22 protein-coding genes are annotated in these 24,234 nt (G+C 40.2%); 10 read left to right on the forward strand and 12 right to left on the reverse strand.

Translation table 11 applies throughout. The annotated features are described in order from the left end of the window. Positions 1-67: 67 nt before the first annotated feature. From hypF to RS893_RS16190, 6 genes are all read right to left on the reverse strand, one after another. Positions 68-2,473, reverse strand: coding sequence for a carbamoyltransferase HypF (gene hypF, locus RS893_RS16165; RefSeq protein ID WP_315785122.1), 2,406 nt, complete (start codon positions 2,471-2,473; stop codon positions 68-70). A 131-nt stretch (positions 2,474-2,604) separates the two neighbouring features. After that, positions 2,605-3,780 (reverse strand): hypothetical protein, encoded by a 1,176-nt coding sequence (locus tag RS893_RS16170; protein ID WP_315785124.1) that lies wholly within the window; start codon positions 3,778-3,780, stop codon positions 2,605-2,607. Between the two features lie 36 nt (positions 3,781-3,816). Beyond that, positions 3,817-4,293 (reverse strand): NifU family protein, encoded by a 477-nt coding sequence (locus RS893_RS16175; protein WP_315785127.1) that lies wholly within the window; start codon positions 4,291-4,293, stop codon positions 3,817-3,819. Between the two features lie 148 nt (positions 4,294-4,441). After that, positions 4,442-4,666, reverse strand: a complete 225-nt coding sequence (locus RS893_RS16180; protein ID WP_315785130.1) for a hypothetical protein — start codon at positions 4,664-4,666, stop codon at positions 4,442-4,444. A gap of 8 nt (positions 4,667-4,674) precedes the next feature. After that, the gene (locus RS893_RS16185) at positions 4,675-4,914 is read right to left on the reverse strand and encodes a hypothetical protein (RefSeq protein WP_315785133.1); all 240 of its coding nucleotides are present in this window, start codon (positions 4,912-4,914) and stop codon (positions 4,675-4,677) included. 19 nt (positions 4,915-4,933) lie between these two features. After that, positions 4,934-5,884, reverse strand: a complete 951-nt coding sequence (locus RS893_RS16190; protein ID WP_315785136.1) for a hypothetical protein — start codon at positions 5,882-5,884, stop codon at positions 4,934-4,936. Between the two features lie 1,054 nt (positions 5,885-6,938). On the opposite strand from RS893_RS16190, the gene RS893_RS16195 reads away from it, so the two are divergent. The 3 genes from RS893_RS16195 to RS893_RS16205 all read left to right on the forward strand — a co-directional run bounded on the left by RS893_RS16195 (position 6,939) and on the right by RS893_RS16205 (position 10,231). Then, positions 6,939-7,901, forward strand: coding sequence for a hydrogenase small subunit (locus RS893_RS16195; RefSeq protein ID WP_315785138.1), 963 nt, complete (start codon positions 6,939-6,941; stop codon positions 7,899-7,901). A 174-nt stretch (positions 7,902-8,075) separates the two neighbouring features. Beyond that, positions 8,076-9,671: a nickel-dependent hydrogenase large subunit gene (locus RS893_RS16200; RefSeq protein ID WP_315785141.1), complete on the forward strand. Its 1,596-nt coding sequence runs from the start codon at positions 8,076-8,078 to the stop codon at positions 9,669-9,671. A 137-nt stretch (positions 9,672-9,808) separates the two neighbouring features. Beyond that, a complete protein-coding gene (locus RS893_RS16205; protein ID WP_315785146.1) occupies positions 9,809-10,231 on the forward strand; it encodes a hypothetical protein in 423 nt (140 codons plus the stop codon). A 179-nt stretch (positions 10,232-10,410) separates the two neighbouring features. Here RS893_RS16205 and RS893_RS16210 read toward each other — a convergent pair whose 3' ends face one another. From RS893_RS16210 to RS893_RS16225, 4 genes are all read right to left on the reverse strand, one after another. After that, positions 10,411-11,427 carry a 2-hydroxyacid dehydrogenase gene (locus RS893_RS16210; protein WP_315785149.1) on the reverse strand — a complete coding sequence of 339 codons (1,017 nt, stop codon included), beginning with the start codon at positions 11,425-11,427 and terminating at the stop codon, positions 10,411-10,413. 606 nt (positions 11,428-12,033) lie between these two features. Further along, the gene (locus RS893_RS16215; protein ID WP_315785152.1) at positions 12,034-12,690 is read right to left on the reverse strand and encodes a DUF1295 domain-containing protein; all 657 of its coding nucleotides are present in this window, start codon (positions 12,688-12,690) and stop codon (positions 12,034-12,036) included. Between the two features lie 172 nt (positions 12,691-12,862). Continuing rightward, on the reverse strand, positions 12,863-13,645 hold the full coding sequence (locus RS893_RS16220; RefSeq protein ID WP_315785155.1) for an SDR family oxidoreductase: 783 nt from the start codon (positions 13,643-13,645) through the stop codon (positions 12,863-12,865). A 100-nt stretch (positions 13,646-13,745) separates the two neighbouring features. Continuing rightward, on the reverse strand, positions 13,746-14,558 hold the full coding sequence (locus RS893_RS16225) for a nuclear transport factor 2 family protein (protein WP_315785158.1): 813 nt from the start codon (positions 14,556-14,558) through the stop codon (positions 13,746-13,748). A 159-nt stretch (positions 14,559-14,717) separates the two neighbouring features. On the opposite strand from RS893_RS16225, the gene murG reads away from it, so the two are divergent. The 4 genes from murG (at position 14,718) to RS893_RS16245 (ending at position 17,093) form a co-directional block, all read left to right on the forward strand. After that, positions 14,718-15,791: an undecaprenyldiphospho-muramoylpentapeptide beta-N-acetylglucosaminyltransferase gene (gene murG, locus RS893_RS16230; RefSeq protein WP_315785161.1), complete on the forward strand. Its 1,074-nt coding sequence runs from the start codon at positions 14,718-14,720 to the stop codon at positions 15,789-15,791. Positions 15,792-15,851: 60 nt separating this feature from the next. Further along, complete coding sequence (locus RS893_RS16235; protein WP_315785164.1) at positions 15,852-16,295, forward strand: hypothetical protein; 444 nt, start codon at positions 15,852-15,854, stop codon at positions 16,293-16,295. A gap of 339 nt (positions 16,296-16,634) precedes the next feature. Further along, complete coding sequence (locus RS893_RS16240; RefSeq protein WP_315785167.1) at positions 16,635-16,892, forward strand: DUF6737 family protein; 258 nt, start codon at positions 16,635-16,637, stop codon at positions 16,890-16,892. A 75-nt stretch (positions 16,893-16,967) separates the two neighbouring features. After that, positions 16,968-17,093 (forward strand): hypothetical protein, encoded by a 126-nt coding sequence (locus RS893_RS16245; RefSeq protein ID WP_315785169.1) that lies wholly within the window; start codon positions 16,968-16,970, stop codon positions 17,091-17,093. An 87-nt stretch (positions 17,094-17,180) separates the two neighbouring features. Here the strand turns inward: RS893_RS16245 and RS893_RS16250 are convergent, their stop codons facing one another. Both RS893_RS16250 and RS893_RS16255 read right to left on the reverse strand, forming a co-directional pair. Further along, positions 17,181-18,089 carry a DUF1338 domain-containing protein gene (locus RS893_RS16250; RefSeq protein WP_315785172.1) on the reverse strand — a complete coding sequence of 303 codons (909 nt, stop codon included), beginning with the start codon at positions 18,087-18,089 and terminating at the stop codon, positions 17,181-17,183. A gap of 119 nt (positions 18,090-18,208) precedes the next feature. Next, entirely contained in the window at positions 18,209-19,510 is a 1,302-nt protein-coding gene (locus tag RS893_RS16255; protein WP_315785175.1) for an acetyl ornithine aminotransferase family protein, read from the reverse strand. A gap of 896 nt (positions 19,511-20,406) precedes the next feature. Here RS893_RS16255 and RS893_RS16260 point away from each other — a divergent pair. The 3 genes from RS893_RS16260 to RS893_RS16270 all read left to right on the forward strand — a co-directional run bounded on the left by RS893_RS16260 (position 20,407) and on the right by RS893_RS16270 (position 24,133). Continuing rightward, positions 20,407-22,119: an AarF/ABC1/UbiB kinase family protein gene (locus RS893_RS16260; protein ID WP_315785177.1), complete on the forward strand. Its 1,713-nt coding sequence runs from the start codon at positions 20,407-20,409 to the stop codon at positions 22,117-22,119. Positions 22,120-22,674: 555 nt separating this feature from the next. Next, the gene (locus tag RS893_RS16265) at positions 22,675-23,049 is read left to right on the forward strand and encodes a hypothetical protein (protein WP_315785179.1); all 375 of its coding nucleotides are present in this window, start codon (positions 22,675-22,677) and stop codon (positions 23,047-23,049) included. A gap of 310 nt (positions 23,050-23,359) precedes the next feature. Next, a complete protein-coding gene (locus RS893_RS16270; protein ID WP_315785181.1) occupies positions 23,360-24,133 on the forward strand; it encodes an ABC transporter permease in 774 nt (257 codons plus the stop codon). The last annotated feature ends 101 nt before the right edge of the window (positions 24,134-24,234 follow it).

Here is a 24,234-nt window from a genome sequence, read left to right on the forward strand (position 1 = left end):
ATAAACTGCAAAGAATGCAAAGAACACAAAGGAAGAAATTATAAGATTTAGACAATATATAATAGGGTCATTTTTTGATGAGTTTGGCGGCTGCAATTACTGCTTGACCTAGTGATAATCCGCCGTCGTTACAGGGAATTAGGCTATGAGTAAGTATGTTGATGCCTGAATTTTTAAGGTGTTTACTGAGTTGTTCTAACAAGATACGATTTTGGAATACTCCTCCGCTAAAGACGACTGTTTTGATGTGATGATGTTGACACAATGAAGTAACCATTTGCCCAATGGCTTGAGCTAAACTGATATGAAATTTAGCAGCTATAACTCTTAGAGAAGTTTGCTGCTGTAAATCGTTTAATAAGGCTTTCCACATTGGGCTTGGGTCTATACAGTAAATATTATCTAAAATGTTAATTCCAAAAGGATATTTTTGATTTTCTTCATGTTTATTTAAGATGTTCCTATCAACTAAAGTTTCCATTTCCATTGCTGCTTGTCCTTCATAGTTACATTCTTCTCGGCATATACCGATGGCAGCAGCTACGGCATCAAATAAACGTCCTATGGAGGAAGCTAAGGGAGAATTTATTTTTTTTAATACTAGTTGACTGAGAAGTGGTAGGGGTTGATTTTGAAGAAATTTAATTATTTCTAAATTCCTATATTTATTTGTGACTTCTTCCCAAGATAATGCTGATATTAATTGGGCGTAAGTATTACGCCAAGGTTGATAAATCGCCTGTTTTCCACCAATCATGGCTACTGGTTGAAATGTTGCTAATCGCTGAAATTGGTGGTAATCTGCTAAGAGAAATTCGCCGCCCCAAAGTGTGTTATCTTCACCGTAACCTAAACCATCTAAGGCAATACCTAATACAGGTGATGAATTCAGAGGAAGATGATTTTCTGCCATGCAAGCGGCAATATGAGCGTGATGGTGTTGGGTAGAATAAATAGGAATTTGATTGGTAAATGCTAGTTCTTGACCGAGTTTTGTTGATAGATATTCAGGATGTTTGTCAATTGCGATCGCTTCTGGTTTATGCTCGAATAAGTTTAAGTATAAGTTGAGGGTATTTTGATAGGCTGTAAAGGTGGTTGCATTTTCTAAATCTCCCAAATGTTGAGATAAAATTGCTTGTCCATCCTTTAGTAAACAAAACGTATTTTTTAACTCGCCACCCATTGCTAAAATTGCTGGAGTTTGCTCAAATCCAGGTGGTAATTTAATTGGTACTGGTGCGTATCCTCTGGCACGACGAATGGTTTGTATTTGATCACCAACTACCCGCACTACTGAATCATCTACGCGATTAACTATTTCTCGGTTATGTAACAGAAAATAATCAGCTATGTGGCTGAGTTTCTCTCGCACTTCATCATTATCAATACATTGTGGTTCATCAGAAATATTGGCACTAGTTAAGACAATTGGGCGGTTCATGCGCTTGAGAATTAAGTGATGTAAAGGTGTGTAAGGTAGCATGAAGCCAAGGGTATTTTGTTTTGGGGCGACAGAGGGGGAGATGGGGGGAGTGTGTAGACGCGTAGCGGCTTCCCGTAAGGGTGGAGTGTGAGGAGTATTTTTAATCTCTGGTTCTTTTTTCTGCAACAAGACAATGGGGGCGGCGGAACTTTGCAATACTTCTCTTTCTTTGTCGTTAATGGTGCAGTATTTTTCTATGATTTCTAAATCCCGTGCCATTAAAGCAAAAGGTTTATAATAACGTTGTTTACGCTGGCGGAGTTTTTGCACAGCTGTTTCATTTGTAGCATCGCAAGCAAGATGAATTCCGCCGATACCTTTGATGGCGACAATTTCGCCTCTTTGCAATAAAGTACACACAGCATCAACATCATCCAACATGGAAAACATTGAAGCTGTAATTGGTTTACCATCGGCACGTTCTAATGTTGCTTTTGGGCCGCAAACATGACAAGCTACAGGTTGGGCATGAAAGCGATGGCTTTCGACATCGTTATATTCTTTGCTACACTCTGCACACATGGCGAAAGCCGCCATACTGGTGTTAATGCGATCATAAGGAATGGCACGAATAATACTCAGGCGGGGGCCGCAATGAGTACAATTTGTGAAGGGATAGCGATACCAGCGACTATAAAAATCAAATATTTCCGCTTGGCATTGGGGACAAGTAGCAGCATCCGGGGCAATTTCTGTTTTGACAGTACTACTGATACTATAAGAAATGACAAAATCATGAAATAAAAATTCTTTTTCATAACGCTTGCGTATGACTTGATTAATTCTTGCTAAAGGTGGACATTCTTGCCGTAATCTTTTGATAAATTCTTCTATAGATTCATCAGTTCCAGAAGCACGAATTAAAACGCCTTCACCATCATTACAAACATCACCACGCAACCCACAAGCCTTTGCGAGTCGATATACAGTCGGGCGAAATCCCACCCCTTGAACAGTACCACGAACCCTAATTTCTTCAGTGGTCATTTTGCATAATCCAAAGACATATAATAAAAAACGAACACCGATGCACACCGATAAATCATCTGTGTTTATCGGTGTGCATCTGTGTTCGACTTATAAAAAGTTACTATTGGCATAGCCATAACTCATATAATTTATCCCATCCTCCACAGCAAAACTCGGTTATTGCCAGAATCAGCAACTACCGCCGTGTCACCACAAACTTTGATGCCATAACACCAGTTAAGACTGTCTCGCTTTGGTTGTCCAAAATCCCGATTTTCTCCCTTGCTGGTAAAATTATTTTGTCCTGCGATCGCATCAGCTACTGCCCCTTGCAAAGATAAAATTGACTCAGGCTTTTGCCAACCAAGTAACCGAGAATTAGCCGTATCCGCTACCAATAACCAATCACCAACCGCATCAACACCATAAGGCATACTCAAACTACTCGCACTGGGAAAATAAACCCCTTGATTCATCTCCACAACATCAAAACTTTTTTGTCCTAACACCACAGCACAAGGAGTATTATTTTCTGTAGGCATCCCCTCCCAAATCATCACACGATTATTTCCCGCATCTGTGACAACCAGATTCTCTCCCCAAAAAGTGATATCGTGACACCAACGCATACTGGAAGCAGAAGGACTACCACCGCCATTTTCATTGCGAGATGTCATATTTGGTTGTCCCAAAACTAAATCTGCTGGTTGTCCATTTTCTTCTGGAAATTTATGCCAAATTAACACACGCCGATTTCCTGTATCAGCTACAAATAACTGCCCTTGATGATAGAAAACTCCATAACACCAGTAGAGAGAATTTGCTGTTGCTTCTTTCTTACCTTGATTTGGTTCGTTATCACTAAAATTTACTTGTCCTAAAACTAAATCTACTGGAACATTACTATCTTCTGGCACTTGTTTCCAAATCAAAACGCGGTGATTCCATGCATCTGCTACCGCCATTCCTTGACCACACCGACAAATTCCAGTCGGTACACTCAAACTCCTTCTTCCTACTTGATCGCCAGCATTTTGCCCTTCATTGTTAAAGTTTAGTTGTCCAATTACCCAGTCAGCAGGTTGACTATCTTGGGTTGGTAAATTCCGCCATCCTAACAAGCGATGATGTCCCGTATCTGCAACCCACAACGGCCCATTTTCTGATATCAAACAAACAGCGCGAGGACCGAACATCTCAACAGCACTAGGTGCAATAGGAGTGGCTAATTCTCCTGGTAACATGATTTTACCTAAAATTACCTCTGCACCGTTAGGTGATAATAGTAAATTGTCGTGATTTTTAAATGTTGATGTCAAACCCATTTCATAACCAACAAAAACTACCAATCATTAACAAAATTAACCTACTGCAATTACATAATTTATTTCCGGACAATATGCTTTAATTGTTTGTTCAATTCCTTCAGATAAAGTTAATGTCGAAGCTGGACAATTACTACAATTACCAATTAATTTCACTTCTACTGTATCTGGTGCTGTAATCGCCACTAATTCTACATCCCCATTATGACTTTGTAAATTAGGGCGGACTTCATCTAAAGCTTGTTGAATACGTTGTTGTAAAGATAGTGTTGGTGATTTTACTAGTTCATGATAAAGTAATACTCCATAAACCACTTCATCTTGAACAGCATTACGTAAAGCTGATACTGACTCTTGTTTAACACTTTTAATTAACCGGGTTAAAGCTTCTTTATGTAAATCTTCAATAGCACGTTTTAAACCTATAGTCACACACCTTTTACTCTCTTCCCAGTCAGAGATTATCGCTTCAAAACGACCAATTTCTTGTACTAACTCTTCTAGTGAAGTCATTATATATTGGTTAATTGTTGGTTTTTATAAACTTGGTGACTTTGTGCCTTGGTAGTAAAAAAATCTTGAAGCACTAAGACACCAAGACACAAAGAATTTCATATACCCTGGTGTAGGTAGTTCATGTTAGCTACTAACAATCAAAAATTCATTTCATTCTGAAATCTTGCAGTAAGAAAGGCATAATAGTACCCGTTGTAACGCTAGATAATACTACTGTTAACCACAACGGCAAATGTAAGAATAACGGTACAATTAGCAACAAGAAACTTATCGCAGCACCAATAGCAGTTTGCCGCCAAAAATACTGCGGTTCACGTATTAGTTTACCCTTAAAAAATAATTTAGCAGAAAACCAACCTATTTCTAACATAAAATCTCCTAGAACTTTGGACAAAAATTCAAAAGTAACAATCCTAATACCATAGCTGGAATCACACCAGCAGGGGCAAATAATCCACCGATGGTAGCAGCAAATTTATAACCTAGTTCTTCTCCGGCTAAAAGTATGCCGCCAATTGCACCACCTAATACAGATAATCCAGTTGCGATGATTAACCAGACCAATCCTGTAAGCGGGTTAACATCACCCGATGCTAAGGTTGTAAGTAAATCTGTCATAGTTTATTCTCCTCATAATTCATAGTTCTGCCAATACTTGGGCTACTACTTGCGCTTTTTCTATTTGTCCATATTTAGTAAAAATTTCCCAAGCTTGTTGATAGTAATTACGCGCTTGTGTGAAGTTTTGGAGATTACCTGTTTCTGGTTTACTCAAGTTGTCGGGTAAGTTAAGTAAGGCGTTGGCTTTGTTAGCAATGGTGTTAGCGTATTCTATTGGTGTATCTTGGAGATTACGCACTTTTAAAGCTTGGTCATAAGCTGCGATCGCTCGCACTAAATTATCCAAGGGATGAGATGATGGTAAATATTGTAGGGCATTGCCCAAATTATTCTGCAACATCGCATATTCCCTGGGATGATCGATGATATTAATGTGTTTGAGTGCAGCTTCAAAAGTTTGCACTGCCAAGCCCTCAAACAAATATTGCTGTTGCAAACCTCCTGACATGGAAAGGTAGGCGATCGCAATATTGTTATGTAAAATTGCATATTCCTGCGGGTAATTTTCCCAGGTAAATACTCGCAAAGCTTCTTGATATACCTGGATGCTATCTGCGATTTGTGCCAAGTTGAATGGTACTAAAGATTGTAGCACCAAGCCATAATTCATTTGGGCTTCTGCCACTTCCTCTGATGAGGCAAATTCTTGTAAAACAGGTAATGCTTCTGTGTACAAAACTTGCGCTTGTAATAATAATTCTTCGGTGTTGTGGGGTACTGCCCGTAGCGCCCCAGCCCTTCCTACTTTTGCCCGCGCTTTTAGTAAAAAGTAATCTTCACCACATAAATTTTCTGCTTCTTGATATAGTGCGATCGCATTCCATAAATCTTGGGCAGTTTTTGGTTTTTTAATAAATCCGTGTGCTATTTCAATTAGCATCTCAATTTTATCTTTTGTTGATGCTGACTCAGAAGCAATAGCAGCGATCGCTGCTTTGGTGGCGGCATCTGTAATAGTTGGTGTCATAGCAGATGTAGAGTTGGCAGAAGAAAAATCTTTTATCCTTGTGTCTTTGTGTCTTAGTTATTCAAGATTCTTTTTAACCACCAAGACACTAAGTGTTTACATGTTAGCTGAATGGCAATCAATAATAATGATGAAAGTTTTTGATTGTTTATTCTTGAGTGCTAGCGATTAGAGATCATTTATAAAAGTAAAAATAAAATTACGGTAGGGTGTGTTAGGCGCGTAGATTTGAGAGGATTGGTAACAAAAACATTATCAAAGCGTCTAACGCACCGGAACATAACATGGTGCGTCAGGCTAATGCCGTGACACACCCTACTTTAAATTTACTTTATAAATTAACTCCTAACCAGCTTATGGGCATAATATTTGGGTAAAAATATTCGACTTGATGGGAAAATCCCTTGCTAAATGCTTTGCCCCTACTATTTATTGTTTAATTTTTTTTGATTTTGTCAAGTGCAAAACTTCTAGTATACACTTGCTGACTATACGTAAATTTCATGTTAGTTTTACTGGTTATCTAAAGTTTAAAAGGTTATTAATATGATAAATTAATAACTTATTTGAATAGCTAATTTCAGTTACAATCTCCTATTTTTAATTACAAAAATCATATTTTTGCATTTTTACTATAGTAAATTTTACTGACTATGATAATGTTTAATAAGACTATGTGTTTTGTATTGATTGTTACTAAAAATCTGGATTTTGAGTTCTAATTAGTTTGGTTTAATACTTTAATTTTTTTAAAATCTTATATTATTGGAAAGAAAAGTATTTGATATTGAAAGATAAACGAGATTTCACTTGTTATAGCCTTTTGGACAGGGGAAAGGATGAAGGAAGATGGGAAAAGGGGAAAGAGAACCCTATATTTAAATCAGTGAACAGTACCAGCCATAGTAATCAAGGTTTATGGTGGGGGACTGTTACCTACCACTAATTGGTGTGGTGTTTCGCTTGCGTATTTTACTGATAACTGATAACTGAACATTCCCGATTCCTCAACTTCTGCAATAAGTCTATTGTCAACAATACAAACACGCAGCTAATGACTAACGTATTATGGCTACAAGGTGGTGCCTGTTCAGGTAACACTATGTCATTTTTAAATGCAGAAGAACCAACTGTCTGCGATTTAATTTCTGACTTTGGTATTAACGTACTGTGGCATCCTTCCTTGGGGCTAGAATTAGGAGAAAATTTGCAAGGGATGCTGTGGAATTGTGTGCTAGGTAAGATCCCTGTAGATATTTTGGTATTTGAAGGTACGGTAGTTAATGCCCCCAACGGTACGGGAGAATGGAACCGTTTTGCCCATCGTCCGATGAAAAATTGGGTTAGTGATTTAGCAAAAGTAGCTAAGTATGTGGTTGCAATCGGCGACTGTGCTACTTGGGGAGGAATTCCTGCTATGGCCCCTAATCCTAGTGAATCGCAAGGTTTACAATTTCTCAAACGGCAAAAGGGTGGGTTTTTAGGGGTAGATTACCGTTCCAAAGCTGGATTACCTGTAATTAATATACCTGGATGTCCTGCTCATCCCGACTGGATAACGCAGATATTAGTGGCGATCGCCACAGGTCGTATTGGCGATATTACTCTTGACGAGTTTCATCGTCCCCAAACTTTCTTCAAAACCTTTACTCAAACTGGTTGTACTCGCAATATTCATTTTGCTTATAAAGCAACAACTGCTGAATTTGGTCAGCGTAAAGGTTGTCTATTCTACGACTTGGGTTGTCGTGGCCCCATGACCCATTCTTCCTGTAACCGGATTTTGTGGAACCGTGTTTCTTCCAAAACCCGCGCTGGGATGCCTTGCTTGGGTTGCACTGAACCAGAATTTCCCTTCTTTGACCTCAAACCAGGAACAGTATTTAAAACCCAAACTGTTATGGGAGTTCCCAAAGAACTACCGCCAGGAGTGAAGCAGAAAGATTATGCCTTACTCACCGTAGTGGCAAAAGATGCCGCCCCAGCTTGGGCAGATGAAGACTTTTTCTTAGTTTAGGTAATAGGTAATGGGAAAGAAAACCACCAATTACCCTTACGGGTTCGCCAGTCACTCATGGGGGACTCGGGGCCCCCACGACCGACAGGGAGTGGGGATTGGGGGAGAACCCCCAAGACCGCGCTGGTTCACCAATTCCCAATTACCGATTAGCAATTACCAAAAGGATAAATTATGGGAACTCAAACATTAGATATCTCACCCGTTGGGAGGGTAGAAGGCGATTTAGATGTACGGGTAGAAATCGAAGATGGTCATGTAGTCAACGCTTGGACTCATGCCGAACTTTTTCGAGGCTTTGAAGTGATTTTACGCGGCAAAGACCCCCAAGCAGGCTTAATTGTCACACCTCGTATTTGTGGAATTTGCGGTGGTTCTCACCTTACCTGTGCATCTTGGGCATTGGATACTGCCTGGGAAACCGAAGTGCCACGCAATGCGATTTTAGCCAGAAACCTTGGTCAAATCGTCGAAACAATTCAAAGTATCCCCCGCTATTTTTACGGTTTATTTGCCATTGACCTCACCAATAAAAAATACCAAAATAGCCGCTACTATAACGAAGCTGTCCGCCGCTTTGCTGCTTTTACTGGCAAGCATTACGAAATTGGTGTGACTATTTCTGCCAAACCTGTAGAAATTTATGCACTTTTGGGTGGTCAATGGCCCCATTCTAGTTACATGGTTCCTGGTGGCGTCATGTGCGCCCCCACCCTCACAGATATTACCCGCGCCTGGTCAATCCTAGAATATTTCCGCACTAATTGGTTAGAACCTGTGTGGTTGGGCTGTTCTTTGGAACGCTACGAACAAATCCAGACCTATGATGATTTTATGGCTTGGTTGCATGAAAATCGCAATCATCGCCAGTCGGACTTGGGCTTCTATTGGCGTATGGGTTTAGATATTGGTTTAGATAAATTTGGTGGTGGTGTGGGTAAATACGTCACTTGGGGATATCTACCCCATGAAGATAAATACCAAAAACCCACCATTGAAAGCCGCAACGCCGCCATGATTATGAAGAGTGGGGTGTACGACAGTTACAGTGACACTCACACCTTGATGGATCATACCTTTGCTCGGGAGAATACCACTAACTCCTGGTATGACGAAGGTACAGCAGATGTTCATCCCTTTGACCGCACCACCAATCCCATCGCCAAAAATCACAAAGACTTCAACGGTGCTTATTCTTGGTCAAGTGCAGTACGCCATATCGAATATGGACGTTTAGAAGCTGGCCCCTTAGCGCGACAATTAGTCGCAGGTGGTACACATGGTGAATCTTGGCAACATTATGATGGATTTATCCTTGATGTTTTCAAGCGTATGGGCGGCCCTAGTGTCCATGTCCGCCAGTTTGCACGCGTTCACGAAATTGTCAAGTTGTATCGTCAAGCCGAACGCTGTCTGCGGGAGTTCAAATTAAATGAACCTTGGTACATCAAACCCAAACAAAAAGATGGGCGCGGTTGGGGTGCAACAGAAGCAGCGCGCGGTTCCCTGTGTCACTGGGTAGAACTAGAAGATGGCAAAATCAAGAACTACCAAGTCATCGCCCCGACAACATGGAACGTTGGCCCTCGGGACGCCGAACAAAAGCGTGGCCCGATTGAAGAAGCTTTGGTGGGTATACCCGTTGCTGATCCAGCCGATCCTATAGAAGTAGGTCATGTCGCCCGATCCTTTGATTCTTGCTTAGTGTGTACAGTTCACGCCCACGATGCTAAAACCGGTGAAGAACTAGCACGTTTCCGGACAGCTTAAAGAGAGTAGGAGGGGTGTGAGGGATGTGAGGAGTATGAGGATAAAATATTTTTTTACTCCCCCCACTCCCCACACTCCCCCCATCTCCCCACCTCCTCATCTCCTACTCACTACATTTACTTTCAAAAGGAAAATTAGTGTCTAATTTAGAATTACACAAGTATCTTCCTGGTCTTCCCGAACCAGTACTACAAGAGTTCACACAATGGTGTGTGCTGGAACAAGCAACAGCAGCAGGCTATGAATTCACTCCAGATCTGGTGAAGTTAGAAAACCTGGAGACTGTAGATTATATTCAAGAATTGGTTGGTCAATTTGCTGATGCTACTAGGAAATCGATTGAAGGAAGTATGGCAATTTTGGTAGCAGGAAAGCAAGCTGACACTCATGCTTTGCCTGGTATTGCAGCGATTGTGGATTTTATTTCTCTGTATGTCAAGTACTTAGTCCCTAAAGGGCCAAACAATGAATTGCCACCTGAGGAGAAGCTAAATTTAGCATCAAAAGAACAGTTTGAGCAACTTTGTCAAATTGCCAAAAAATATAGTGTAGAAATCTAGGAAATACTAACAAATATAGGAATCCGGTTTGATTATTGAAAAAATCTAAGTAGGGTGTGTTATCGCGTAGCGTAACGCACCCTACTGGTGCGACTGCTTTAAAATGTGTATTAATAAACCGCACAGGCGCTGAGAACACAGAGATAGAAGAAGAGATTTATGGCACTATTTTAATCCGGTCACGCCACTAGAGGTTGATAGGAAATTTCATTTTTCAGGGGATGACCTTGCTCAAAATCCGTGATGTTGGAGACTGTTGTAGTGGAGATATCAGTTAAAGCATTACGGGTAAAAAATGCTTGATGGGCTGTAATCACAACATTAGAAAATGATTGTAACAGTTGAAAAGCGTCATCCTGAATCACAGTATCAGATAAATCTCTAAAAAAGAGTTCATCTTCTTGTTCGTAAACATCAATACCCAAATGACCAATCTTGCCAGATTTGATACCCTCAATGACTGCTTTGGTATCAATTAGTCCACCTCGACTAGTGTTAATCAGCATCATACCAGGCTTCATTTTAGCGATCGCACTTGCATCAATTAGGTGATGTGTTTCCGGTGTGAGAGGACAGTGTAAGGAAATAATATCTACTTTGGCAAATAACTCTGGTAATTCCACGTAACGCGCCTCACCAATCGCCTCAAATTTGGGATTGGGATATGCATCATACCCCAGCAAATGACACCCAAATCCATGCATGATTTGAGCAAAAATAATCCCGATTTTGCCTGTACCAATAATGCCGACGGTGCTACCATGCAAATCGAACCCCAGTAGCCCTTCTAAGGAAAAATTATCATCCCGAACTCGATTGTAAGCGCGATACAAGCGGCGATTCAACATCAAAACCAAACCAACAGCATGTTCCGCCACAGAAAAGGGAGAGTAAACCGTCACTCGGGCTACCTTAATTCCCAATTCTGCGGCTGTTTTTAGGTCTACATTATTGAAACCAGTAGAACGCAGTGTTATAAAACGAGTACTCTGTGCAGCCAAAACTTCCAGAGTTTCAGTACCCAAATCATCATTAACAAAAGCGCAAACTGCTGGAAAGTCAGCCGCTAGTGAAGCAGTTTTCGGGTTGAGTCTAGTATCAAAGTAAACAAACTCATGACTCGCTTGGGCTGTTGCATTTGCTGCATCCAAAAATTCACGGTCATAAGACTTGGTGCTGAAGACTGCAACTCTCATATAAAGACCTGGATGAACTCAATACTTAATTTTCCAGCTGCAATGATTCTCTACTATTACCAGAGTGTACACAAGAGCAAATAAACCAATTAATACCAATTTGAAAAAAGAATACAACACATGAATTATATAAGACCCCACCCTCCCCTGGCTAAGGAGAGGGTGGGGTTAGGCGGGTGGGGTTATCTGTCGCAAATATTATTTGAATTGATATAATACCCTAACGGATGTTGGATTTTTAATTGGGAAATTTTGAGCGATCGCTCTCAAACACTCACAGAAATACTTATAATCATCGACTGGAACAATTTTTGGCTGCAATTACACCCTCAAACCCTCAACGTTCTTGCTTCATACCTCAACGTTCTCGTTTGAAACTAAAATGTTTTCGCTTCAAACTACAACGTTCTCGTTTGAAACTAAAATGTTCTTGCTTTCAGCCTCAACATTCTTGCTTCAAACTAAAAAATTCTCGCTTAGAACCTCAAACTTCTAATCTCCGGGGCTAAAAAACGTAATTGTGATCGCTATAGTCTTCCTCAATCATTCGTGAGAGACAAGATCCTCGACTTGTTACTGCTATTACTTGATGGAAGTGTATGATTATTACCAAATAAACGGAATTAAACGACTACTAGATCTCTGATAATCAGCATAATTTTGATACTTGGCAGACATAGACTGTTCTTTTTGAGAAACACGCTGCAAATAAATAATTAATATTACTGCTGGAACTAAATAAGCCCAAACAGAACCAGCTACAATTGCAAAACTCAGATACCGCAATAGATCACCAAAGTAATTGATGTTGCGGGAAAATCGCCAGATATTGTCACTAACTAATTCTGCGCCGTATTGTTTGGCTGTCAGCTTTTGGATATCGGCGGTAGCATTGATGAGAGTGCCAAATATGTATAAAGGTAATGCTATAGCAGTAGCGATCGCTGATAAGGGAACAGGATTAGTAAATGCTAGGTATCCTGGTAAAGAGTAAATCATACCGACAAACAACAACGCCAAGATGAACCCACCAATCCCTACAGGTTCACTAAATATCTGTCGCCGTTGGGGAAAAAACCACTGTTCTAGCAACCACCAGAGACAGTAGCTGACATGCAGACACAGATATATGACTTGTCGTAAGTCTTGGATACCAAAAACAAAGCTAAAAATTAGTAACAAAACTATAGTTAAAACTTTGGCTATGTTAATCGCCGTCAGTGCTGTCAATCCTGTTTTTTCGGCGTTGGCAGTATTTTCCATGAGTATAACGATCCAATTATCTTAATTCATAAGGCAGTCCTGATGAAACAAGCTTCACGAGCTTTGCCATGAAAAACCTCACCCCTTCCCCTCTCCTTACCAAGGAGAGGGGTGTCTTCTCTTGACGGGGTGAGTTACTTTCAAGTCAGTCCCGATCCCCGATCTCTTTTAATTATCTACGACGATTTACGAGTGTCGTGCTAGCTTGGTCGACAGGCATCAAGATTACTTGATTAATATTGACATGGGATGGTCGGGTGGCACAGAAAAACACTACATCTGCGACATCTGCGGCGGTGAGGGGAGTTACTCCTTGGTAAACTTTGTTGGCGCGTTCTGTGTTACCGTGAAAGCGCACTTCGCTAAATTCCGTTTCTACCATACCAGGGTCAACAGAACTGACTTTCACAGAAGTTCCCAACAAATCTTGTTTTAAACCTTCAGAAATCGCTCTCACTGCGGCTTTTGTACTACAGTAAACATTACCACCGGGATAAGTTTGATAGCCAGCGATCGAACCAATATTGATCACATGACCGCGTTCGCGACTTACCATCCCAGGTACAACATAGCGGGTGAGGTAAAGTAAACCCTTGATATTGGTATCAATCATTTCTTCCCAGTCAGTAAAATCACCCTCATGTAGTTTATCTAAACCACGACTTAAACCGGCATTATTGATGAGAATGTCAATTTCTGACCAAGCGGGAGGAAGACTAGATATAGCAGATTCTACAGCAAAGCGATCGCGTACATCTAACTGTAATAAATGTATTTGTTCGGGTGTGCTGTGGTACTTTTCGACAAGACTATTTGCCAACTCTTGCAAACGTTCCTGACGTCGCGCTGCTAAAATCAATTTTGCCCCAGCACTAGCGAATACTGTCGCACAAGCAGCACCAATACCACTACTTGCACCGGTAATCAGAACGATTTGATTTTGGAGAGAAAGCATTTTTGGTCAAGGGTCAAGGGTCAATAGTCAAGTGTCAAGGGTCAATCGTCAATTGTCATTTGTAAAAACTTTGGACAATTGACAATTGACAATTGACAAGTTATTTTTTCACCACTTGCATTCGTTGAGTGATCATTGTCATACCATCTCCGCGCATAATCACCGCCGAAACCCATTGGCTACCAGGAGTCATAGGTGCTTTACCTATTTTGAAAAGTCCACCAGATGAAAGTAATTCTAAATCTACAGGTGTAGGGCTGAGATATTTGTTAGCTTTGATTGGTTCTTCCAAAGCTGTTCCTAAAATATAATCTTCGCCTAGAGGTTCTTGGACGATCGCATCAAAATTATATTGCTGACCGACCGTCACCTGTTGTGGCAATTTAAAATCAATTTGGGGTGGTTTACTACCAGAAGTAACTTGAGTACGTTCAGACAAAATGTCTTGGCGTAGGATTTTTCCCCCAGAAACTTGCTGTCGCGAGGTAATGGTGGCGGATAGAGCCATATTATTATTGTTCGGCGAAGGTGAGCCAGTTATTTTCGTTACCGTATCAGCAACGATCAAATTACCTTGAGATTTCCACGATTGCAATTGTGTACTGTATTTGAGTTGGGGATACTGTTTCCAAAGCGCATTCAAAGCTTGTTCCATGCTTTGATAGTTTAACCCATCCCCATGCTTGAAACTGGGGCTGTAGAATTGCATTACCGCTTTGACATTACGCTGGTTTGCTGCTGTATCAATTTGGGTCAAGAGGTTTTTGAGTTCAGGGGGTGCGTTCGTTGGCGTACTAGCTTGGGCGCATTTCCAACCAGCAGTAAAACCTAGAGTCAGTAGTAGCAAAATCAGCCAACGGCTGGATGCAAGGTGTGATTGGCGTTTAGAGAGTAGGATAATCAGTCTACGCATTGGTATTAAGTTGGTAGTTTGACTACAAGAGAAATTTCCATCTTAAAATCAAACCCATTGATGTAAAGCTGTTGCAGATTAATTTCCGAAACAGTTTACAACAAGGAAGGGAAATTGTTTTATCTTAGTGAAACTAAGCGTTGACATGGTAGTGGGTAGATGGTAGACGCACCAATAAAATTATTGATAGCAGCAAGTGGAACTGGCGGACACTTATTTCCAGCGATCGCATTAGCGCAAGAATTGCCAGATTATCAAATCGAATGGTTAGGTGTACCCAATCGACTAGAAACTCAGCTTGTCCCCCAACAGTATAGATTGAATACTATTTCTGTTGAAGGATTTCAAAAAGGTTTTGGCATATCATCGCTACTGACGTTAGGTAAACTGGTCGGTTCCGTTCTCAAAGTGCGAAAAATTTTACAAAATGGTCAATTTCAGGGAGTATTTACCACAGGAGGATATATTGCTGGTCCTGTGGTAATTGCGGCGCGATCGCTAGGTATACCCGTGGTTCTCCACGAAGCAAATGCTTTACCAGGAAAAGTCACCCGCTTTTTTGGACCTTGGTGCAATGCAGTAGCATTAGGATTTGAAGTTGCTGCTAAGTATTTACCCCGCGCCCAGACAATATATACTAGTACTCCGGTACGTTCGGAATTTTTAGCAACAGGTGTCGCTTCATCACTAGATTTAGGTATTCCGGAGAATGTACCAGTAATCGTTGTCTTTGGTGGTAGTCAAGGCGCAGTTGCCATTAACAAGTTGGTGCGTGAGTGTGCAACAGCTTGGTTTGACATTGGTGCTTGGATTGTACATTTGACTGGAGATAAAGATCCAGAAGCCGAAAGTTTAAAACATCCGCAGTATATATCTGTGCCCTTTTATAACAACATGGCAGCGTTACTGCAACGCGCCAATTTAGCCATCAGTCGTTCTGGTGCAGGTAGTTTAACAGAATTAGCTGTGTGCGGTACGCCTGCAATTTTAATTCCTTATCCGTTTGCGGCGGAAGATCATCAAACTTATAACGCCCAAGAATTTACTTCAGTGGGTGCAGCGTTGATGTTTCAACAAAGAGAATTAACAGTTGAGAAATTGCAAACAGAAGTTTTGCGATTGTTACACTCACCACAACAGTTAAAAGCAATGGGGGAAAAAGCTAAAACTATTGCACCTGCTGATAGTGCAGAGAAATTAGCACAGTTAGTGCGGGAAATAGTAGAAAAATAGAGGAAAATAGAAATGTTACGAATTAAAACCAAATTTTAACAACAGCAAACAACTGTGCTTATGGGTAGGTTCATCAAGCGATCGCTATGTTATCCTTTTATGGCTTCCTTGCTCATCGGGTTAACGTGTAATTCAACCATTGCTCAAAGTCACAGTAAATATTTTCAGATTAAGCAAAAACCCCCTCAAACTATCAAGATTTCTCAGGTCACCCAAGCCATTGACGAAAAAACAGCCCTCAGTTTAGTTTGGAAACTGCCACAAGTCCAACGTAAAGCCAAAGAAATCGAAAGACTTTCAAAGGGAAAAATACGTGTTGCAGCGATGGTTGATGGTTCTCCGACTCCAGAAGCACCTTACTACACAGTTCAAGTATATGAAAATCATGTAGATTACATTGACGCGATTTATTGGTTTCGTGTCTTAAGTCCGAGTGGTGATATTCAAGTTTTAGATATCATCCAGAATGAATACGTATCCTTAGAAAAATGGAAACCCAATTAAGGGACTTCCAAATAAAAAAATATCCAATTGCAGAGAAGGGGGACAAGGAAGACAAGGAAGACAAGGGAGAATAAATTGTATTGGGTGCAGAAGTTGGATAATTTATTTTTTGGAGTTCCTTAAGTCAACTTTAAGTAATATTGCTTTGATAACTGATAATTGATACTTGATGTGAATTAAAGCGGTGACAAAAATAATTTTTTGGAAATCGACCACCGATGAACACAGATGCACACAGATAAATTGTTGGTTGGTGGTTAGTTGTTTTTTCTCCCTTGTCTTCCTTCCAATTCTAGCAACAGTGAATTCCCAGTCTTACCTAACTGATAACTGAAGCAAATGTCTAAACAAAAATCTATAAGTCCTTGGAAATTCAAACCTTGGTGGTGTCAGCCGTGGTCTATCCTATTTACAGGGGTAACGCTAATTAGTGGAAGCTGGGTAATATTCAAGACAGTTTGGTTAACAGTTCTAATTGCCATTCCTGTACTCACATGGATGGGATTTTTCTTATTAATCTGGCCGCAATTAATCATTCGCAGTGGCATTTTGGAGTCGTATCAATTATCAGAAGATGAAATCTCAGATCAAAATTGACATCTGAGGTCAATTGATATAAAAAATGCAAGATTGCGTCTGGTAAAAAATCGTTTTTTTAGAAATCGACCACAGATGAACACCGATAAACAACGGACACGTGCTACAACGGGGGGAACCCCCGCAACGCAGTGTCCTCCAGATGACACAGATGGATTTTCCGTGGGTGGTTGGGTGGTAATTGGTATGTTTACTATTTAATTCCCCATGATCTATTAGCGCCTATGTTAATTCACAGTCTTACGTAATTGTTAATTGTTGGTGATTTTTTCAACAACAACCAACAAACTAATTCTCTATTCGAGTCATTTCAAACAACTGTTGGGCATTCCTGCCTAAAAAAGCATCAAATAACACTCGCTTACCTGATTCTTCCACCATATAGCGCTGGGCAATTTCATAATAGGCGTAAGTCCAGGGAATCTGAATTTCCGTATCAGTAATCTCATCTAATACTGTTACAATCTCTGTCACTGCTTGCGTTGCTGTTTGTCGTAAACCACAAGCAACATCCCCTTCAATTTCTGGTTTCATCGGTACGCCTAGATTCCCTAAACCACGGGCGGTAGTATCAATATCTGGATATTCTGGGGTACTTTGCCGATTCACATAGCCTGTAAAGTGGTTCACAGCGTAACCGTGCAATAATACCCAAGCACCATATTGAGTAACTTTATTTACTTGTTCTACTACAGAACGTCGGGGAGGTTGCCAAGGGCAAGTAAAAATTTTCAACAGTTCCTTGGCAAGACGTTTTGTTTTATGCTCAAAAGTCTTAAATATTGCTGAAGGAATCAGTAAGTTGACACCTGTTACCGTTTGTTGAATGAGTTGAATAGTTTCTTCTGGCAATTCATCCACAATCAACTCGCTAATAAATAATTTGGGTAAGTCAAATTCTTCTTGTTGCGGATGGCGATAATGACGGGCATAAAGATGGGTTTCACTAAAAGTATACTCTCCAGCCACCTCATAACCTAAAGCTTCAGTAACTTGCCCTAAATACTCAATTCCCAAATTGACTTTACCCTGTGGACTATCTACAGTCATACGTAAAGACCGGAAAGCGATGTGATCATTAGCAACAGCGCCACCTGCTTTAGTGATCATTTGTGCGTAGGTTTGAGCATAACTTACCCTAGTGCTATATTCTCGCCAAAGTAATTCCCATAGATGACAAGCAATTTCGGGGTTCATATCGGATTATGTGAAGTGCGGAAGACAAGGGGGAAAAACCAACTACTAACTACTAACGCATGATCTATCTGTGTCTATCGGTGTGCATCTGTGTCCATCTGTGTTCGATTTACACAAAATTAAACCTCTGCTAATACACTAGCGAAAATTTCCAAAGCAGTTTTAACCTGATCGCTATCAATAATTAAAGGTGGACAAAAGCGAATTGCTGCTTTTCCGCAACCAAGCAGTAATAAACCTCGCAAAAAAGCTGCTTGTAAAATGCGATCGCGTAACTCCCGATCCAAATTCCCCTCATCATCAAATAAATCTACCGCCACCATCAAACCTTTACCACGAGGTAAGGAAACTCTGGGAAACTGTTGATGTAACTTCACTAAGCCAGCTTGCAATAACTCTCCCATTTCGGTAGCGTTTTTCATCAAACCGCTTTTCAATAGTTCTAAAGTAGCAAGCCCAGCAGCACAAGCAACAGGGTTGCCACCAAAAGTGGTTGCATGGGAACCAGGCGGCCAAGTCATGATTTCTGGTCGGGCAAGAATTGCACCTAGAGGTAAACCACTGGCGATACCCTTGGCAGTAGTAATAATATCTGGTGTGACGCCCCAATGTTCGATCGCAAACAATCGACCCGTACGCCCCATTCCCGATTGCACTTCATCGACTATCATCAGAATGCCGTAGCGATCGCATATCTCCCGAATCCGTTGTAAAAATCCATCCTCTGGTACAACATAACCACCCTCGCCTTGAATGGGTTCAACGAAAATTGCTGCTACTTCATGGGGTGGTAACATGGCGGGAAATAGTTGTTTTTCTAGGTAATCTAAACTAGCGTGAGTCCCATACGGAATATGCGTTACACCTGGAACGAGAGGGCCAAAACCTGCTCTCTGTAAAGCTTTGGAACCAGTCAGAGACATTGCTCCATAGGTACGTCCGTGGAATGCTCCCAAAAAGGCGATAATTAGGGAACATTTGGTGTAGTATCTAGCCAGCTTGATTGCACCCTCGTTAGATTCAGCACCAGAGTTAGTAAAAAATACTCTTGCACCACCAGGAAATTGTACGTGTGTAGACAACTTTTCCGCTAGTTCTACCATTGGTTCGTAGTAAAAATCCGTACCAGACATGTGTATTAACTTACTGCTTTGTGCTTGGATAGCTTGCACAACTTCTGGATGGGCGTGTCCTGTGGCGGTGACAGCAATTCCCGCCGTCATGTCTAAAAAGACATTGCCATCGACATCTTTGACCATACAACCTTCACCACGACTCACAACCAAGGGATAGTCACGGGTATAGGAAGGAGAAGTCACAGCGCGATCGCGTTTGATAATTTCTTTAGCACGAGGCCCTGGTAAAGAAGTTACTAAGTAAGGCGATCGTGGTAAGTGCTTATTTATAGAGATACTTAACATAATTTTTTTAAGTGTTTAAAGATTATTTCTGATTAAATGCTGAGGTGCTATTACTTGCAGTAGCTTATGATTCTATTTGTAGTGTATTCACTACAAAATTAGGTGTATACAAAACAACCATAATGGGTAATTGGTGTTTTTCCCTATTACCTATTACCAGCAACAGTGATTCTGCGTCTTTATACTCTTTATGAGGATTGTGTAGTTTAATAACAATTATTTTGTCAATCGAAATTTTTATAAATAAAACTTTATATATACATTTTAGCTAAGTAAATCAAGTTTGATTCTTGTAGCTTGAAAACGCTTATATTTCTTGTTAAGTAGCTATTTAGATTAATTTGAGAGCTATAACTTTAACTTTGATCCCTGAACCTCCTAATATCGAGTTTGGTTTATAACAAAAAACCTCACCCCTAGCCCCTCTCCTTACCAAGGAGAGGGATGCCGAAGGCGGGGTGAGGTAAACGGGAATTATAAGTAATCATGTGAACTTGATATAAATTCGTGGCTCAGGAAATATTAATATATTTGATTCGTCGAATGCTTTGGTGTAATCACTGAATATTTTAATGTTATGTTATTAATTATACATATTATTTTTTCAAGATAGTATGTTTTGAAAATAGGCTAATTAAGCCATTTTTCTATGATTCCAGACCTATATACAAGATAAAATTATCACAGGATAGATTTTTGAGATAACTAACAGCAAAATTTTCTCTATCGCCATAAGTATATATACTTTTATGTAGTAATATAAAATAAAAGATAACAAAGTAACTTTTAGTAAAGCTTGACTAAATTCTATAAAGCTACAGAGAAATAGTCAGGCGGATATTTGTTGACCTCGAAAGAGGTAAATTCTTATTTTAAATAAAGAGGTAAATAAGGGAGTGAGCCTGCAAACCCCTATACAAAATAATCGACGCTACGATCCTAATGAGATCGCTAGTTATTACCGCTATCGTCCTTGGCTAGCTTGGGCACGGGCGCTGAATATCATTTGGTCTTTTGCTACGTTTATATTTAGTCTGAAGTGGGATGAGTGGCAAAATCAAGTTGAACAGAACAAACTAAAACGCGCAGCCCAACTACGTCAGTTACTAACGCGCCTGGGGCCAACTTTTATCAAAGTAGGTCAAGCTTTATCGACAAGACCAGATTTAGTACGTAAAGATTTTTTAGAAGAACTGGTAAAACTACAAGACCAGTTACCAGCGTTTGATAATGCGATCGCCTACCAACTGATTGAAACCGAACTCGGTCGTCCAGTCAAGGAAATATACAGCGAACTGTCACCTAATCCCGTTGCTGCTGCTAGCTTGGGACAAGTCTACCGGGGTCGTTTGCACACTGGTGAAGAAGTAGCGGTAAAAGTACAACGCCCTAACCTACGCCCCGTTATTACCCTTGATCTTTATTTAATGCGGTGGGCGGCAGGTTGGTTAGCCCCTTGGCTACCTCTGAATCTTGGTCACGATCTCAGGTTGATTGTGGATGAGTTTGGCACCAAATTATTTGAGGAAATAGATTATCTCAACGAAGGTCGCAACGCTGAAAAATTTGCTACCAACTTCCGTAACGACCCGCGTGTCAAAGTTCCGGCTATTTACTGGCGCTATACTTCAACCAGAGTTCTGACTCTAGAGTGGCTAAATGGATTTAAGTTAACCGATACTAAAAAAGTCAAGGAAGCTGGCTTAGATCCAGAAGCGATCATCGAAATCGGCGTGACTTCAGGTCTACAACAATTATTAGAACATGGTTTCTTCCATGCTGACCCCCACCCCGGCAATTTATTTGCCATGCCAGATGGCAGAATGGGCTACATTGACTTCGGTATGATGGATCAGCTAGATGAAACCATTAAGGAAACTCTAGTAGATGCGGTTGTACATTTAGTTAACAAAGATTACAACGATCTAGCCAAAGATTATGTCAAGCTAGGATTTTTAACACCAGACACAGATATTCGTCCGATAGTACCAGCCCTAGAAGCAACATTAGGCAATGCGATCGGCAAAAATGTTGGGGACTTTAACTTTAAAACCATCACAGATCAATTCTCAGAATTGATGTATGATTACCCCTTCCGAGTTCCCGCTAAGTTTGCTTTAATTATTCGTTCTTTGGTGACTCAAGAAGGTATTGCCCTCAGCCTCAATCCCAACTTTAAAATTGTGGAAGTAGCTTATCCTTACGTAGCAAGGCGTCTGTTGACAGGCGAATCTCCACAATTACGCCGACGGTTATTAGACGTGCTGTTCAAAGAAGGTAAATTCCAATGGCAACGGTTAGAAAATTTAATCGCGATCGCCCGTACGGATGAGAATTTTGATGTCTTACCTACAGCTAAACTGGGACTACAATATCTCCTATCTGATGAAGGCAAATATCTATGGCGTCAGCTGATATTAGCTCTTACCGAAGATGATCGCCTACATACCGAAGAAGTTCAAAGTTTGTGGAACTTAGTCAAAGATGATTTAAAACCGAATCGATTGTTAGATGTTGCGATCGGAGTTTTGACAGATTTATCCAAACAGAGAGTTGCAGCCATATTACCTTCAGTAACTGCGATCACCGCTTTTGGCGTGAAAAGCTAAAAACCTTATGCAGAAGGAAAATCAAGGGTCAAGAGTCAAACATTAGTTGACTGTTGACTTTTTTACGGTGTCATTCACAGCTAAGCACAGACAATTAGACCTCTTGCATGAATCCTAAAAATTCCCTTAATTCTCCCGAATATCTGGGGGAGAAACAACTCTTCGAGTTCCCTCCCCTTTACAAGCTTATCTATATTGCTAAATACATATGTTGATTCTGGGGAGAAACAACTCTTTGAGTTCCCTCCCCTTTACAAGGGGAGGGTTAGGGTGGGGTAAAAGATATTTGTGTAAGAGGTATATTGTGAAAATCTCCTGTTTTAAGAGTTGTAAATTATGAGTTAATAATAAATAGTTAATTCCAAATTACGCTTAGTGTGAATTCACTGGTACTGGTAATAGAAAACAGGCAACAATTACCAATTACTAGTTTTATGTGTTTCCATTGGTGTTTGATTTCTAAAACATGATTTTTGTCAAAGCTTAAATTCACATCAAGCTTAAAGTTTAACTCTGCACTTTTACCTTTCAAAACTATACCAATCAGGAGATTTTATGTACTACTATTCTTCACAACCGCCATATTTACTATTAATAGTTGGTTTGTTTGCTGCATTAACCTCTGGTTTGGCATTAGCCGGAACACTAAAGGTAATTGTGACCAAATGGCAAAGTGATGGCGCAGAGAAATCTAGTTCTCAGTTGTCGATTAAACAATTATCTGTGCCATTTCTAGGGATAACTATCGGTGTGACGTTATTTATGTGTTCTGGATTTGAAATATTTGGTTTTCCACCCTTGCTTGCTTATGCAGTCGGTATACCAGTAACCATTTTGACTTCACTATTAGTTTGGTTCCAGTTGGGAAGCATGATGTCTTTTGTAGAACAGCGAGGAATGCAATCCCTCGATTTAGATTCAATGAATTAAGTTGAATTTATTTTGGTGTTACAAAAAAAGCCTATTCGCATAATGCGATCAGGCTTATTTTTTAGATTAATCAGCAATATACAGCAGGGGCGCGGGCGCATAGTTGTGTGCCCCTGCTACGCAACATTACTTAACATTTATGTTAAATTTAGGGTATCTAGTTGAAAAACTTTGGTTTTGCTAAGACAAAACCAAAATGCTTAGTAGTATAAATCACATAACTCTACTTAATAAAGTGGTGTCAGATGAGAGATTGGTACTCTGGGAAATTGAACTATTAACTAGATACTGTTGCAAATAAATTAACAAGATGAAATTCTGGTGTGAAGCGATCGCTATAACTCAGCGTATTTTAATTGAACTTTTGCGGCGAAGACGCAGTCTAATTTTTTGGATTATTTTCCCTATCTCTATTTTGCTGATTAACGGATTTGTGTTAGCAGAAAGTATGCAGCTATCAACACAAGAGGGTTTTGCATATGCTGCACCTTCAACTTTGGTAGGAGCAGCACTATTTTTTAGTTGTTTGGGTGGTAGTGTCGCCACTGTAGTCTCAGAACGAGAACAGCAAACTCTCAAACGCTTATTTATTTCACCTTTAAGTGGTACATCCTATTTTTTGGGGATTTTTTTAGCTCATAGTTGTATTGGTTTTGGACAAACATTAATTATTTATACTATTGCTGCTTTTTGGGGTACTACGTTTAAAGGTTCTGTATTTTTGGGTGCAATTATTATCTTAATGAGTATTATCGCTTATGTTGGTTTAGGCTTTATTTTAGGTACTCAATTAGCACGCCGTACTGAAGATGTAAATTCTCTAGTAGCTGCTTTTGGTGTACCTTTGTTGATTTTGGGGGGAGCTTTTTTCCCAATTCGTTTTTTACCAGAAACACTACTTGATCTTGCCAAAATAAATCCTATTTATCACATGAATCAAGCTCTTTTAGCAGTATCAACCCAGGGGGATAACGTACAAGATATTGCTTCTCATTTTCAGTTTTTATCAGGGTTTACTTTGATGATGATCTTGGGTGGATGGTTTTCTTATCGAAGGATGGTAATGCTAGAAAAAAGGCTGTGAAGGGTGAATGGTGAAGAAAAATTATTTTCTATTCTATAGGTGTATGGTAGTGGATAATGACTGGTTTTAAAAGCCGATATCAAGAAATAGAAATATAGAAG

The organism is Fischerella sp. JS2, from assembly GCF_032393985.1.
GTDB lineage: Bacteria > Cyanobacteriota > Cyanobacteriia > Cyanobacteriales > Nostocaceae > Fischerella.